Origin of the sequence: Bordetella genomosp. 11 (genome assembly GCF_002261215.1) — a bacterium.
GTDB lineage: Bacteria > Pseudomonadota > Gammaproteobacteria > Burkholderiales > Burkholderiaceae_B > Bordetella_C.
Window position 1 is genome coordinate 1,051,896 of sequence record NZ_NEVS01000004.1, and the last position, 15,344, is coordinate 1,067,239.

The following is a 15,344-nucleotide window of genomic DNA, read 5'->3' on the forward strand; positions in this document are numbered from 1 at the left end:
GTGCCGGGGAGCAGGCATGTTGATGTATCTCTTGCGTCGATTATTGAGCGCCGTTCCGGTGCTGCTGCTGGTTTCGCTGCTGACGCTCAGCCTGATCTGGCTGGTGCCCGGCGATGCGGCGGCGGAACTGGCGGGTCCTGGCGCCAGCGCGCAGGAATTGGCGCGCCTGCGCACCGAACTGGGCCTGGACCAACCGGCCTACGTGCAGGCGTGGCGCTGGTACGTCAACGTCCTGCATGGCGATCTCGGCCGCTCCCTGCTGTTGAACCGTGGCGTGACCGAAGCGATCCTCGAACGCCTGCCGGTGACCGCATCGCTGACTTTCCTGGCCTTGCTGATGACCGTGGCGGTGGGCATGAGCGCGGGCATACTGGCCGCCGTGCGACGCAATACCTGGGTGGACCAGCTGGCCATGTCGCTGGCGCTGCTCGGGCTCTCGCTGCCCGATTTCTGGCTGGGCCTGGTCGGCATCTATCTGTTTTCGGTGCAACTGGGCTGGTTTCCCACAGGCGGCTATGTGCCCTTCGCGCAAAGCCCACTGGGCTGGCTGCATAGCCTGTTCCTGCCCGCGGCCGCGCTTGCCGCCACGCAACTCGGGCTGCTCGCGCGCATGACGCGCTCCAGCATGCTGGAAGTGCTGGGCCAGGATTACATCCGCACCGCCCGGGCCAAGGGCGTGCCCCCGCGCACGGTGGTGGGTCGGCATGCGCTGGTCAACATCGCCGTCCCGACGCTGACGGTGATCGGCGTGAACGTGGGCATCCTGATCGGCGGGGCGGTAATCGTCGAGTCGGTCTTTTCCATTCCCGGCGTGGGGCGGCTGGTCATCGGCGCGATCCAGCGGCGCGACCTGCCGGTGATACAGGGCGGCCTGCTGATGATCGCCTGCGCCATGGTGATCGTGAACCTGGTCGTGGACCTGCTGTATGCCGTTTTCGATCCGCGGGTGCGCTATGGCCGTTGAGTTGACCGCAGGCAAGACCGGGGCCACGCCGTCATGGTGGCGGCGCGTGGCCTCGTCCCGCATCGTGGCGCGCCTGCGCGGACATCGCCTGTTCATGACGGGACTGGTGTTGCTTTCCATTATCGTGCTGATGTCCTTGCTGGCGGGCTGGCTGGCGCCGTACTCGCCCGTGGTCAACGACTACCGCTACCGCCTGGGCGCGCCCAACGCCGCCCATTGGATGGGCACGGACAGCTTCGGCCGCGATGTATTCAGCCGCATGCTGTACGGCAGCCGGGTATCGCTGCGCATCGGCTTCTTCGTGACGCTGTTCACGGGATTGCTCGGGACGATCATCGGCCTGTGCGCGGGGTATTTCCGGCGCCTGGAGAATCCCATCATGCGCGTGATGGATGCCCTCATGGCGTTTCCCGGCATCCTGCTGGCCATCGCGCTGTCGTCGGTGCTTGGGCCTTCCGAGACCAACGTGGTGATCGCGCTCGTCATCACCTATACGCCGCGCACGGCGCGCATCATGCGGGCGGCGGCGCTGGTGCTGGCGCAGATGGAATTCGTGCAGGCGGCGAAGGTGGCGGGAGCGGGACATGTCCGTATCCTGCTGCGCCATATCGCCACCAACAGCCTGGCGCCCTTGATCGTGCAGATGACCTTTATTTTCGCGATATCGATACTCGCCGAGGCCGTGCTCAGCTTCATCGGCGTGGGGCCTCCGCCGCCGACGCCCACGTGGGGCAACATCATCGCGGACGGCAGGGACTTTATCCCGGACGCGCCGTGGATTTGCCTGTTCCCCGGGATGGTGCTGGCGATGACGGTGCTCGGGCTTAACCTGATCGGCGACGGGCTGCGGGATGTGCTGGATCCGCGGGTCGGGTCGATACCGTCCTAAGCCTAGAACGACGCCCGGCGCACCAGTTCTCCTTGCAATACCTCGCGCACCGGCGCGCAATCCGCGGGTTGCTCCAGCAGGTCCAGCGCGCGATCGATCATGCGGTCCAACGGGTTGCTGTAGGTGGTAAGCATATAGGGCGGCCAGCTGGCGTTGGGAATGTCATCGAAGCCGACGATAGCCGGCGCGGCGGCCAATCCGCCCGGCAGGCCCCGATAACCGTCCAGCATCCCGATCGCGATCATATCGTCGCCGCAGAGCACCGCATCCACGGCGGCATGCCGCTGGCGCAGGATGCCCGCCGCTTCATATCCCCAGGCATGCGAGAACGCCCCTTCCAGCACGACTTCCGGCGTGATGCCGTGTTCGCGCAGCGCGTGGAGGAACGCATCCCGCCGCACGACATTGGTCGGCGAATCCGGCAGGCCCCCGATATAGGCGATACGCCGCTTGCCGGCCGCGATGAAGTCCAGCGCCACCAGGCGGCTGCCGTGCACGTTGTCGCAGGACACCCCATGAACCGCTTTTTCCTCGACATAGCGGTTGACCATCACGATCGGCGTCCCGCTTTGCCGCACCTGGCGGGCAACGCGGGCGCCGATGCTGACGTTGGCGATCAGGATGCCCTTGACGCGATAGCGCAGGGCCAGCGGCAATTGGCGGTCGATATCCTGGCCGGGGGGCGAATTCAATAGCAGCACTTCCTGTCCGCGCTGCTGGATCGCCAGCGTCATTTTTTCCAGCATCTGGGGCACGAACGGGTGGGTGATATTGCTGGTGACCACCGCCACGATGTTCGACCGTCCCTTCACCAGCGAGCGTGCCGCCATGTCGGGCAGATAGCCCAGCTTGCGCGCGGCCTTCTCGATCTGCTGGCGCACTTCCGCGGCCACGTAGCCGCGGCCGGCGAATACGCGCGAAACCGCGCTCTGCGATACGCCGGCTTCGCGCGCGACGTCTTTTTGTGTGTATCCGTTCTTTTGTCCGCGGGTGGCGCGGGACTTCGGCAGGGTGGGGGTGGTTCGCTGCGTGGACAAGGGCATTCCGTGGATGGCGGGCCGTTCGGCAGTATAGCGAGCTACGTTGCCTGCCGATAGGGCAGGCCGCCGCTCGCTTCGTCCCAATGCGGATTGCGCTCGATGAGGTCGGTCAGGAAATCGACGAAGGCGCGCACCTTGGGCGAGAGGTTCTTGCCTGGCAGATAGACGGCCGACACCTGCGGGCCCAGCGCGACATAGTCCGTCAGGATGGCCCGCAGGCGGCCGTCGCGCAGCGCGTCGGCCGCGATGAAGTTACTGATCATCGCCACGCCGAGCCCCGCGGTGGCGGCCTCCAGCAGCGATTCCGCGTTGTTGATGTTCAGCCGGCCCGAGACGGTTTTGCCGAAGGTGCGGCCATCCTTGATGAACTGCCATTCGCGGTAGCGCCCGGTGTGCATCAGTACGTAGGCAATGCAATGGTGATGGTCGAGATCGTCCGGCGTGGCCGGTTCGCCATGGCGGGCCAGATATTCCGGCGCGGCGCAGGCGACGAAGCGCAGGTTGCACAGGCGACGGCCGATGAGGCGGGCATCGGCTAGTTCGCCGATTTGCACGGCGACGTCGATGCCTTCGTAGGCCAGGTCGACCATGCGGTCGCTCAATTCGGCGTCCAGCACCAAGTCGGGATAGCGTTCGATGAAACCGCTCAGATGCGGCACGATCACGCGCCGGCCGAATCCCACCGGCATGTGTACCCGCAGGCGCCCGTGCGGCGCGGCGCGCGAGCGATTCAGCGAATTCTCGGCATCCTGGACGTCGGTGAGGATTTGCTGGCAACGCTCGAAGAAGCTGGCGCCGTCGTTGGTCAGTCCCACAGACCGCGTGGTCCGGTGCAGCAGGCGCAGGCCCAGCTCGCGCTCGAGACGGGTGATGGCCTTGCTGACCGCCGAGGAAGTCAGCCCCAGGTGCTTGGCGGCATCGGTGAAGCTGCGCGTTTCGGCGACCTTGGCGAAGACGCGCAATGCGTTGAGGTTTTCCATGGGCAATTGATGAATCAGGTTCATTAGTGTTTGTAATTCTATCCAATTGATCGATTAAAGGCCTGAAATTAGACTGCTCTGCATCACAAGAGCGCGCCACTACGGCCCGGCAGCAAGCCGGGGCGGGACGGAGGCGCGCATCGCATGGAGACAACGATCCGATGCAGCAGCCTCAGACCGCCGCGGGTGCTTCGACGTCTCGGGACGTCCAGGTCGCGGACGCCGCGAGCCTGCCCGACTACGAGGTCCTGGCCGTCCGGTACGCGACGCGCCCGGCGCAGCGGGCCGCCAATTTCCTGGGTGGCGATCCGCACGATGCCCCCATGCCGATGGACTACTACGTGTGGGTCATTCGCGATGGCCCTCGTGTCGTACTGGTGGATACCGGCTTCGGGCAGGACATGGCGGACAAGCGGCACCGCACCCTGTTGCACCACCCGGCGCACGCGCTCGAACGGCTGGGTGTGCGGGCCGGCGACGTGGGCGACATCGTCATCACGCATTTGCACAACGATCACGCCGGTACGCTGGACGACTATCCCAACGCGCGTTTCCACCTGCAGGATGGCGAGATGGCCTTCGCCACTGGCAGGCATATGTGCTGCGGCATGTTGAATCGCGCCTACGAGCCCGACCATGTCTGCGGCATGGTGCGTCTGGTCTATGGCGACCGCGTGCTTTTCCATGATGGGGACGCCACGATCGCGCCCGGCATCAGCGTGCACCGGATCGGCGGCCATACCGACGGCCTGCAAGCGGTGCGCGTGCATACGGCGCGGGGCTGGGTCGTGCTCGCTTCGGACGCCAGCCATTACTACGAGCACTTCGAACAGGATCGCGTATTTCCGCTGGTGTACAGCGTGGGCGACGTATTGCAAGGCTATCGGCGCCTGAAAGCGTTGGCGGCGTCGCCGGCCCATGTGGTGCCAGGACACGATCCGCTGGTCATGCAGCGCTATCCCGGCGCCGGACCGGGCCTGGACGACATCGCCGTCCGCCTGGACCGTCCCCCGCGACGTTGAGGCGATCCATTCGAAGCGACAAGGAGACAAGCCGATGCTGCTGCAACAGCCCGGGCTGGTAGGCGGATTGCGCCTGAAGAATCGCGTGGTGATGGCCCCCATGGGCACCAACTACAGCACCACCGACGGTCTGTCGACCGAACGCGACAAGCAGTACTACGAAGAGCGCGCGCGCGGCGGCGTGGGCATGATCATGACCGAAGCGATGGTGGTGACCGAGCAGGCGCGGCCGCATAACAATTCGCTGTGCTGCTATCACGACCGCTTCATTCCCGGCCTGGCCAGTATCGTGGAAGCCATCAAGCGCCACGACTGCGCGGTTTTCGGCCAACTCAATCATCGCGGCGCGCTGCTGCGCCGTTCCGTGCTGAACATGGAACCGGTCGGGCCGTCGCCGTGGGCCAATCCCAATACGGGCGACACGGTGCGCCCCCTGTCCGCCGCGGAAATCGCCGATATTCAAATGCTTTTCGTGGCGGCGGCGCGGCGTCTGTGGCTGGCCGGCTATGACGGGGTGGAGATCCATGCCGCCAATGGATATCTGTTCCAGCAGTTCTTCAGTCCGCGCATCAACCGGCGTGACGATGATTACGGCGGGTCGATCGGCAATCGCATGCGTTTCCTGCTGGAAACCATAGACCGCGTGCGCGATGCCTTGCCATCCCTGCGGCTGGTGATACGCCTGAGCGCCAGCGAGTTCGCCGCGGGCGGCTATGGACAGGACGAAATCATCGCGCTGGCGCAAGCCGTGGAGCGCGCCGGCGCCGACGCGATAGACCTGTCCGGCGGCAGCAACGAGAGTCCGCAGCTGTCGAAGTTTTGCATCCAGCCGCCGTCGTTTCCGCGCGGCTGCCTGGCCGATACGGCGCGGCCCATCAAGCAGTCCGTCGGCATTCCCGTGTTCGTGGCCGGCCGCATTGTGCAGCCCGAGGATGCCGAGCAGGTGCTGGCCAGCGGAGCCGCGGACTTCGTGTCCATCGGGCGCGCGCTGTATGCCGATCCGCATTGGGCCGCAAAGGCCTTCGGGCAGATCGATGCGCCCGTCCGCGCCTGTATCGCGTGCAATGTGTGTTTCGAACGATTGACGCTGGAGAAAGACGTCGCCTGTGTGCAGAACCCAATGATGGGCACGGAGTTCGAGCGCCTGGAATACGCGGAACCGCAGCTTTACCCGGCTCCTGCCGGTCCGCGCGCCCGGGTGCTCGTGCTGGGCGCCGGTGTCGCGGGGATCGAGGCTGCCCGGGTGTTGAAGGGACGCGGGCATGCGGTAGAAGTGTGGGAGAGCCGGGAGCGGCCCGGGGGGCAAATGCCGCTGGCGACGGCTTCCCCCGACAAGCAGGAGGTGGAGCCCGTATGGAGCTACCGCTGGCGGACGGTACAGCGCATGGGCATCGTCGTGCGCCTGGGCGTGGCCGCGGACGTACGCGCCATCCAGGCGTATGCGCCGGACTACATCGTCGTCGCGACGGGTTCGCGGCCGGCTGCTCCGCCGCTGGATATCGGTGCGCTGGCGGCGACGGTGCGGGTCGCGCATGCCTGGGAGCTATTGGCCGACCTTGACGCGTTGCCGGCAGGCGCGCGGGTCACGATCGTGGGCGGCGGCATGGTAGGCGCGGAGACCGCCGACGCACTGCGGGTGCGCGGGGCCCGGGTCACCGTGCTGGAGATGCAGGCGGGCATCGCCAACGGCATGGCGCGCAACAACAAATTCGAATTGATCGAGCGGCTGGCCGCGGACGGCGTGACGTTGCTGACGCGCTGCCGCATCCTGAAAGCGGCAGGCGAGGCCCTGGAGATCCAGGTGCGGGACGAGGCGCCGCGGCACATTCCGGTCGGCGACATCCTGGTGTTCGCCACGGGTCCGCGGCCGAACCTGGACCTATTGCCGGCGGTGGAAGCCAGTGGCGTTCCCTACGCGCGCGTGGGCGATTGCAATGTGCCCGGCGATTTCCTGGCCGCGCTGCGCGATGCCTGGATGGTGGCGCTGAGCGTGGACGAGCGCACACGCCGGCAGCACGCCGGCGAGATGCGGAAGGAAGCGCGGGCGTGAACGCGGATTGCCGACGATCGGGCGAGATGGAGTGGAACATAGAAAAGGGGCGGATATGAGCATACGAGGCAAGAAGACCATCCATCGCGCGGGGCGTATCGCCGCATGCGCCCGGGCCGCCATCGCGGGCGCGCTATTCGTCACCGTCGTGGCCGCGCTACACGCGGCGCCGGCCAGCGCAGCCGGCGAGGGCGACGGTGCGGCAGGTTTTCCGGATCGGCCGGTGAAACTGATCGTGCCGTTTCCGCCGGGGGGCGGTACCGACATCCTGGCGCGGCCGCTGGCCCAGAAGCTGGGTGAAAGATGGAAGCAGCCTGTCGTCATCGAGAACCGCGCGGGTGCTGGCGGCAATATCGGCACCGAGGCCGCCGCGCGGGCATCCGCCGACGGCTACACCATCATCCTGGGCACGGTGGGCACCCATGCCATCAACCAAAGCCTGTACCGCAATCTGTCCTATGACGCGACGAAGGATTTCACCGCCATCACGCTGGTGGCGAACACTCCGAACGTCCTGGTCCTGAATCCCGGTGTGCCGGCCCGTTCGGTGGCGGAGTTGATCGCCCTGGCCAAGGCCAGGCCGGGAACGCTCAACTACGCTTCTCCCGGCAACGGCACGCCGCCGCATCTGGCTGCGGAGATCTTCAAAAGCATGGCGGGCGTTTCGATCACGCATGTGCCGTACAAGGGCAGTGCCCCGGCGATGACGGATCTGTTGGGGGGCCAGGTACAGATGATGATCGCCAATGCGCCGGTGGTGCTGCCCTATATCAAGTCGGGCAAGCTGGTCGCGCTGGCCTCGACCGGCGCCACGCGGCCCGCGATGCTGCGCGATATCCCAACTTTGTCCGAAAGCGGCCTGAAGGGCTACGAGGCCGATACCTGGTATGGCCTGTTCGCGCCGGCCGGCACGCCGCCTGACGTCGTCCGGAAGCTGAACGCCGATGTCGTCGCGGTACTGAAGTTGCCGGACATCCAGGCATTCTTCGCCGAGCAGGGTGCCGAGGTGATCGGCGACAGCACGTCCGACGCGAACGCCAAAGTGCGTTCCGAGGTGGGCAAGTGGCGGGATGTGATCCGGTCCATCGGATTGACGATGGACTAAGGGGCGCACGATGAGCCAGGACAACGTCGACACCCTTGCCGTGCAGCTGGGCCGCTTCATCGCGCATTCGCGCCACGGAAGCCTGCCCGCGGATGTCGCGGATGCCGTGAAGCTGCGTGTACTGGACGTGCTGGCGGCCGCATGCAGTGGCGTGCTGGCGGGCCATCACGAAAGACTGCTGCGCCTGCTGCCCGACGAGGGTGCCCGTGGCATCTGGGGCACCCCGGTGCGGCGGTCCCTGCGCGATGCGGTCATCGTGAATAGCGCCGTGTCCCATTCCACGTATTTCGAGGACGGTTCGCGCTATACGGGTGGACATCCGTCCTCGGCCGTGATCCCAGCCGCGATGGCGTTGGCGGCCGCGCGGGGCGCCGACGGCCAGCTGCTGGTAGCTGCCATCGCCAACGGCTACGAAGTCTTCCTGCGGTTGGGGCGCGCCATCTACCCCGCCACGGTGCGCCGAGGTTTCCAGAGCACGGCGATCCTGGCCGCGCCGGCGACGGCGGCCGCGGCGGCCACCTTGCTGGACCTGCCGCCAGCCCGCGCCGCGCATGCGGTGGCGATCGCCTGCAGCCAGGGCGCGGGCCTGAAGGCCGCGCTCAAGAGCGCAGACAGCCAACCCTTGCAGGTCGGGCGCAGCTGCGAAGGGGGGCTGCTGGCGGCGCTGTACGCGGCGCAGGGGGTGACAGGCGCACTGGACATTTTCGAAACCGGCTTCCTGCCCGCCTTCGGCGGCGCGGGCGATGAGGCGGGCAAGGGCCGGGAGGTCGCGCGTCAACTCGGCGAGCGCTGGAGCATTGCGGAAACGTATATGAAGACGCACGGCGGCTGCCGTGGCAATCATGCGCCCATCGATGCCGCCGCCGCCGCGATGCGCGGCGTGGATCCCGGCGCGATCGCGCATATCGACGTCAAGGTCGATACGGTGACACGGGCCGCGGCTATCGAGCCGCCACGCAATGCCGACCAGGCGCAGTTCTCCATCGCGTTCTCAATCGCCGCGATGCTGGTGGCGGGCGATGCCGCACCCGCTCGCTATACGCGCGCCATGCTGGACGACGAAGGCGTGCGTGCGCTGATGGCGCGCACGTCCGTCATCGCCGACCCCGCGCTGGACGCCGGCTATCCCGACCGCCGTCCGGCGCTTGTGACGGTGACACTACGGGATGGCCGCGTGTTGTGCCATGCGCTGGACCATGCCCGGGGCGAACCGGAGAACCCGCTGTCGCGCAACGACATTGTCCGCAAATTCGACCTCCTGGCCGCTCCTCTCTACAGCACGGAGCACGCGCGCATCCGCGATGCGGTATTGGATCTGGACGCCGACGGGCCGCCGGGCCTGGCGCGTACCGATGTCCCGCTGGGCAGCGGAATGGCGCGCGGATCGTCGTCGCACGCCATGCCGGTGCCCGTCGCCCTGGACGCGCTGCTCTCGACCCCGGCCGCACCGGTTTCTTCCACGTTCACCGCCACGAACCCATGACCACGATCCTTCCCGTTTCCTCCGCGGTCCTGCCGCAATACGAGGTCTATGCCGTCCGCTACGCCACGCGCGAGGGACGGCGCCAGAATCATTTTGTCGGCGGCGATCCGCACGACGCCCCGATGCCCATGGACTATTACGTCTGGCTGGTGCGGGGCGACGGCCGCGAATTCGTGGTCGATACCGGCTTCGGGCCGGAGGTCGCGCGCAAGCGCGGGCGCACGCTGTTGCGTACGCCGGGTGAAGGCCTGGCGCTGCTGGGCGTCGACGCGGCGCAGGTGCGTGACGTCATCATTACTCACCTGCACTACGACCACGTCGGCACCTTCGAAACGTTTGCCTCCGCGCGCTTTCATTTGCAGGATGCGGAGATGGCCTACGCCACCGGTCGCCATATGCGCCATCGCCAGTTCAACCATGGGTACGAGGTGGACGAGGTCACCGGAATGGTGCGCCTGGTCTACAAGGACAGGGTGGTGTTCCATGCCGGCGACAGCGAACTCGCGCCGGGCCTGAGCGTACATCACATCGGCGGCCACACGCATGGCCTGCAATGCGTTCGCGTGCATACGCGGCGCGGGTGGGTGGTGCTGGCTTCCGATGCCAGCCATTTCTATGAGCACCTCGAAAAACGCCGGGTTTTCACCACGGTGTTCCACGTCGGGCAGGCCATCGAAGGCTACGACACGCTGGGGCATTTGGCCGACACGACGGCGCACATCGTGCCCGGACACGATCCCCTGGTGATGTGGCGCTATCCCCCGGTATCCGACGAATTGCGCAATATCGCGGTGCGGCTGGACGTCGCGCCGTCCGAATAGGGGATGGCGCGCGCACGCCATCCGTTCCATAACCGAGGAAGGAGACAACAATGAAACCGACAAGATCGCTGCTGGCCGGCGCGTTGTTGGCCTGTGCCCTGGGCCAGGCCGCCCAGGCCGATAACTGGCCTTCGCGTCCCATCCGCACGCTGGTCGCATTTCCGGCGGGGGGCAGCGCCGATATCGTCGCCCGCCTCGTGACGCAGAAGGTCGGCGAAATGTCCGGGTTCAACTTCGTGGTGGAGAACCGGCCGGGCGCCGGCGGCAACCTGGCCTTCGATGCGACAGCGTCGGCGCCGCCCGATGGCTACACGCTGCTGTTCAGCACGCCCGGCATCGCCATCAATCCCAGCCTGTACCGCAAGGTCGAATACAAGCTAAGCGATTTCAAGCCCATCGCGCTGGTGGGCGAGGCGCCGCTGATGCTGATGGTGCGTCCGGATCTTCCCATCCACAACATCAAGGATCTGGTGGCGGCCGGCCGCCAGAAGCCCGATGCGATTCGTTTCGCCAGCTCGGGCAACGGCAGCTCCTCGCACCTGGCGATGGAAGTGCTGAAATCGATGGCGGGACTGCAATACCTGCACGTTCCCTACAAGGGCGGCGGCGCGGCGATGGCGGACATGCTGGGCAAGCGCGTGGATGTGACCATGCTGCCGATCTCCGAAAGCATGCCGTATATCCGCGACAACCGGTTGCGCGCGCTCGGGCAGACCGGCGGCACGCGTTCGCCGATCGCACCGGACATTCCGACGCTGGCGGAAGAGGGTGTCACGGGTTATTCGGTGACCACCTGGTACATGCTGCTCGGTCCGGCCAAGCTGCCGGACGCTGTCGTCAGGACATTGGCGGCGAGGCTCGATCAGGCCCTCAAGTCTCCCGATCTGCAGCTGAAGCTGCGCAATGCCGGCGTCAGCGTGATCAACGAAGGTCCGCAGGCGACGCAGGCCTTCCTGGACCGGCAGGCATCCAGCTGGGCCAAGGCCATCGCGGCCTCCGGTACGCATATCGAGTAGCAAATAGGAGATCCTCGCATGAGCAGTTCCAAGCCTCCGTTGCTGGAGAACGCAACCCGCGACCTGGCGGACTTCGCGGCGTCGATACGCTTTGAAGACTTGCCGCCGGACGTCATCCAGCGTATCAAGACAAGCGCGCTGGATAGCATCGCCTGCTGCCTGTACGGCGCCACGCTGCCGTGGACCCGCAAAGTGGCCGATATGGTGGAGGAAGAGGGCGCGGCGCCGGTCGCCGCCATCATGGGCACGGGCCGCCGCTCCTCGGTCGCCAATGCCGTGCTGGTCAATGCCACGGCGGGCCATGCCTTCGAGCTGGACGACATTCACAAGGAATCCATCCTGCATCCGGGCTCCATTGCCCTGCCGATCGCACTGGCGTACGCGGAACGCGACGGCGGCTGGAGCGGCCGCGACGTTATTGCCGCGATGGCCACCGGCTACGAGATCGGCATACGGGTGGGCAATGCGGCCACCATGGGGTTGTTCTTCCGGGGCTTCCATCCGCAGGGTTCGTCGGGCGTGTTCGTCGGCGCGGCCTGCGCCGGGAAGAGCCTGGCCCTGGACGCCGGCCGCATGCGGCATGCGCTGGGCATCGCCGGCTCGCAGGCGGGCGGCCTGATGGCCGCGCAGGAAGGCGCGATGGTCAAGCGCCTGCACGCCGGACGCGCGGCGCAGAGTGGCGTGTATTCGGCGCAGTTGGCGGCGCGCGACTTCACCGGTATCGGCGACGTGCTGGAAGCCAGTTATGGCGGCTACCTGGTGGCGTATTCGGATTCGCCCAACGCCGCGCGCCTGACCGACGGCCTGGGGACAATATGGGAGACCGCCAAGGTGGGATACAAGCCGCACGCCAGCGTGACGAGCATCCATTCGGCCCTGGACGCGCTGGCGCAAATCATGCAGGAAAACCGGCTGGGGCCGGACGATATCGAATCGCTGGACGTGGGCGTCAGCGAGATGACCTTCGTGCATTGCGCCTGGGACTACAAGGCGCAGGGCGTGACGGCGGCGCAGATGAACCTGTACTACGGGCTGGCGGTCATCGCCCATGACGGCGTTGCCTTCGTCAGCCAGTACCGGCAGGACCGGCTGAGCGATCCCCGCCTGCTGGACTTCATCCGCCGCGTCCATGCCCGCTCGGACCCGGAGATCAACGCGATGGGTCCGGCCTTCCGCCATGCCGCTACCGTCACCGCGCGCACGCGCGATGGCCGCAGTTTTACCCTGCGTATCCTAAACCGCCGCGGCAGCCCGGAAAACCCCCTGCAGCCAGGCGACGTGGAATACAAGTTCCGCAACGTGGTGGAGTCCTGCCTGGCGCCCGCCGATATCGACGAGGTGGTGCGCCTGTGCGACACGCTGGAAGCGTTGGAGGATGCGCGCCCGCTGATCGACCTGCTATCCATGCCAGACCGTGCGGCGGAATGACCGCGCGTCGCGCGATACGGATACCGATCTTCAACATAGACCCAATCATCAACGTCTCGACAGGAACATCATGCCCAAGACGCTTTCCGAACAACTCGCCGATCATTTCGCCGCCTTCGGTGACAAACCGCTGCCAGAAGCCAACCGCAAGGCGATGAAACGGCTGCTGCTGGACTATCTGGGAGTGGCCGTGGCGGGCAGCCAGACCGGCAGCGGCGAGGTCGCGCGCCGCTTCGCGCAGTCCAGCGGCGGCCATGCCGAGGCCACCCTGATCGGCGAGGGCACACGGGTGCCGGCGATGCAGGCCGCCCTGGCCAATGCCATTTCGTCGCACAGCGTCGAGCTCGACGATATCGACGTGCTGGCGCTTTTTCATTTCAGCCCGCCGGTGTATTCCGCCGCGCTGGCCACCGCCGAGCGGCAGAAGGCGGACGGCAAGGCGCTGCTCGCGGCCCTTGCGGCCGGCTGCGAGATGATGGAGCGCGTCAGCAAGGCGGCCAACAATTCGCTGCGCAATCGCGGCTATCACACCACGCCCACCTGCGGCATCTTCGGCGCGACGATCGCCTCGGCGCGGCTGCTGGGATTGCAGGCGGAGCAAACCGTATCGGCGCTGGGGCTGGCCGGCGCGCAGGCGGGCGGCCTGATGGAGATGTACGGTCCGTCCATGCAGAAGCGCTTCAATCCCGGCCCGGCCTCGCGCAGCGGCGTGACGGCCGCGCTGATGGCCCAGCTGGGATTCACGGGCGCCGCCACCATCTTCGAAGGCGAGCGCGGGTTCCTGAACGCCTTTACCGACAGCAACGATCCTGGCCAGCTTGTGAAGGATCTGGATAAGCCCTATCTGCTGGACATCGAATTCAAGCCGTACTCCTGCGCGCGGCCAATTCACAACGCGATCGACTGCGCGCTGGATATCCGCCGCAAGCACGCGCCGGAGCCAGGCCGCATCCGGCGCATCCGCATGGCCCGGCATCCTGACTGGGCGCTGTATCACCAGAACGCGCATCCCATGACGTACCACGAGGCGCAGGTCAGCTTACCGTATTCGGTGGCGGTGGCGTTGACCGATGGCCAGGCGCTGTTCCCGCAGTACAACAACGCCCGGCTGCAAGAACCCATCTTGAAGAAGCTTGCGGAGATGGTCGAGATTACGGTCGACGAAAGCCTGCCGCGCGGCGTGTCGTGCCTGATGACCCTGGAGATGGATGACGGTGCCAGCTGGCGTTCCCAGGTGGATTACCCGAAGGGATCGATTCAGAATCCGATGTCCGACGACGAATTGCGCGCCAAGTTCGACAGCCTGGCAACGCCCGTGCTGGGTGCGGCCCGCGCCGCCCAGGTAGCCGAACGGGTCGCCGATATCGAGGCGTGCGGCGACGTGGGCGAGCTGATGCGCCTGCTTGCCCCGGCACGCTGATCGCGCACGGCGTACGAAACGTACGAAGACAACAAGAACGCCCGCGCGTCATCGGCCCGGCAGGGCCGGTGACGCCGGAACAAGCGAAGCGCATCCCAAGGAGACTCACATGCTGAATTTGTCCAAGCCCCTGGCCATCGTGGCCGGCGTCGTGGCCGTGGCCGCCATTCTTCCGGCCGCGGCCGCGGCGCAGGATGATTACCCCTCGCGGCCGATCCATCTGGTCGTGGGCTTTCCGCCCGGCGGGTCCAACGACATCGTGGCGCGGATACTCGCGCCCAAGTTCAGCGAATTCATCGGCGCCAGCGTGGTCGTCGAAAACCGGCCCGGCGCCAATGCCATCATCGGCACCGACTACGTGGCGCGGTCGGCCCCTGACGGCTATACCATTACGCTGGGCAGTGCGAGTCCGCTGGCGATCAGCCCGCATACGTACAGCAATATGCCCTTCGATCCGCTCAAGGACCTGATAGGCATCACCACGGTGGCGCAGACACCGGAACTGATCGCGGTCAATCCCAAGGTGCCGGCGAAAACGCTGCCCGAACTGGTCGCGCTGTCCAAAACGCGCGACGTGACGTTCTCGTCCTCGGGCAACGGCGGCCTGCCGCACCTGGCGATCGAGTCGCTCAAGATCGCCTCGAAGGGCCGCATCGTCCACGTGCCCTACAAGGGGGCGGGTCCCGCCATCACGGATGCGGTGGGCGGCCACGTGGACGGCATCATCGTCGACCTGCCTGCGCTCTATACGATGGTGAACGAGGGCAAGCTGCGCGCCATCGCCGTGACCAATACCCATCGCGCCGACGTCATGAAAGACGTGCCCACCTCGGCCGAGGGCGGCCTGCCCACTGTGCTGGCTTTCAACTGGTTTGCCGTCATGGCGCCCGCGAAGACGCCCAAGCCGGTGATCGACAAGCTGTACAAGGCGCTGGTGCAGACGGTGCAGGCGCCCGATGTAAAGGCCAGCCTGGCCAAACTCGGCATCGAGCCCTTCACCCAAACTTCGCCCGCAGCCTTCGGCGAGTTCATCAAGGCCGAACTGGTGCGCTGGGGCGAGGTGGCGCGCGCGTCCGGCGCGAAGGCCGATTAGGGCATCCCCGCGTGGCCCCGCGCGGCGGCGTCC

At 66.5% G+C, this 15,344-nt stretch carries 13 protein-coding genes; 11 read left to right on the forward strand and 2 right to left on the reverse strand.

Going from position 1 to position 15,344, the window contains the following annotated elements; all coding sequences use genetic code 11:
• Window positions 1–16: 16 nt before the first annotated feature.
• The gene (locus tag CAL28_RS12350; protein WP_094841659.1) at window positions 17–964 is read left to right on the forward strand and encodes an ABC transporter permease; all 948 of its coding nucleotides are present in this window, start codon (window positions 17–19) and stop codon (window positions 962–964) included.
• Window positions 954–1,853 carry an ABC transporter permease gene (locus CAL28_RS12355; RefSeq protein ID WP_094841660.1) on the forward strand — a complete coding sequence of 300 codons (900 nt, stop codon included), beginning with the start codon at window positions 954–956 and terminating at the stop codon, window positions 1,851–1,853. Before CAL28_RS12350 ends, CAL28_RS12355 begins: the two co-directional genes overlap by 11 nt.
• Before the next feature lie 2 nt (window positions 1,854–1,855).
• Here CAL28_RS12355 and CAL28_RS12360 read toward each other — a convergent pair whose 3' ends face one another.
• Window positions 1,856–2,890: a LacI family DNA-binding transcriptional regulator gene (locus CAL28_RS12360; RefSeq protein ID WP_176463975.1), complete on the reverse strand. Its 1,035-nt coding sequence runs from the start codon at window positions 2,888–2,890 to the stop codon at window positions 1,856–1,858.
• A gap of 41 nt (window positions 2,891–2,931) precedes the next feature.
• Window positions 2,932–3,897 carry a LysR family transcriptional regulator gene (locus CAL28_RS12365; protein ID WP_094841662.1) on the reverse strand — a complete coding sequence of 322 codons (966 nt, stop codon included), beginning with the start codon at window positions 3,895–3,897 and terminating at the stop codon, window positions 2,932–2,934.
• 137 nt (window positions 3,898–4,034) lie between these two features.
• Between CAL28_RS12365 and CAL28_RS12370 the strand changes: the two genes are divergently transcribed.
• From CAL28_RS12370 to CAL28_RS12410, 9 genes are all read left to right on the forward strand, one after another.
• The gene (locus tag CAL28_RS12370) at window positions 4,035–4,895 is read left to right on the forward strand and encodes an N-acyl homoserine lactonase family protein (RefSeq protein ID WP_094841663.1); all 861 of its coding nucleotides are present in this window, start codon (window positions 4,035–4,037) and stop codon (window positions 4,893–4,895) included.
• A gap of 34 nt (window positions 4,896–4,929) precedes the next feature.
• Entirely contained in the window at window positions 4,930–6,945 is a 2,016-nt protein-coding gene (locus CAL28_RS12375; protein ID WP_176463976.1) for an NAD(P)/FAD-dependent oxidoreductase, read from the forward strand.
• 55 nt (window positions 6,946–7,000) lie between these two features.
• Window positions 7,001–8,050: a tripartite tricarboxylate transporter substrate binding protein gene (locus CAL28_RS12380; RefSeq protein WP_094841665.1), complete on the forward strand. Its 1,050-nt coding sequence runs from the start codon at window positions 7,001–7,003 to the stop codon at window positions 8,048–8,050.
• Between the two features lie 10 nt (window positions 8,051–8,060).
• Window positions 8,061–9,533, forward strand: a complete 1,473-nt coding sequence (locus tag CAL28_RS12385; RefSeq protein WP_094841666.1) for an MmgE/PrpD family protein — start codon at window positions 8,061–8,063, stop codon at window positions 9,531–9,533.
• Window positions 9,530–10,354: an N-acyl homoserine lactonase family protein gene (locus tag CAL28_RS12390; protein ID WP_094841667.1), complete on the forward strand. Its 825-nt coding sequence runs from the start codon at window positions 9,530–9,532 to the stop codon at window positions 10,352–10,354. Before CAL28_RS12385 ends, CAL28_RS12390 begins: the two co-directional genes overlap by 4 nt.
• A gap of 50 nt (window positions 10,355–10,404) precedes the next feature.
• A complete protein-coding gene (locus CAL28_RS12395) occupies window positions 10,405–11,370 on the forward strand; it encodes a Bug family tripartite tricarboxylate transporter substrate binding protein (RefSeq protein ID WP_094841668.1) in 966 nt (321 codons plus the stop codon).
• Between the two features lie 18 nt (window positions 11,371–11,388).
• The gene (locus tag CAL28_RS12400) at window positions 11,389–12,798 is read left to right on the forward strand and encodes an MmgE/PrpD family protein (RefSeq protein ID WP_094841669.1); all 1,410 of its coding nucleotides are present in this window, start codon (window positions 11,389–11,391) and stop codon (window positions 12,796–12,798) included.
• Between the two features lie 70 nt (window positions 12,799–12,868).
• Entirely contained in the window at window positions 12,869–14,218 is a 1,350-nt protein-coding gene (locus CAL28_RS12405; RefSeq protein WP_094841670.1) for an MmgE/PrpD family protein, read from the forward strand.
• 109 nt (window positions 14,219–14,327) lie between these two features.
• Window positions 14,328–15,311, forward strand: coding sequence for a Bug family tripartite tricarboxylate transporter substrate binding protein (locus tag CAL28_RS12410; RefSeq protein ID WP_094841671.1), 984 nt, complete (start codon window positions 14,328–14,330; stop codon window positions 15,309–15,311).
• Window positions 15,312–15,344 lie beyond the last annotated feature (33 nt).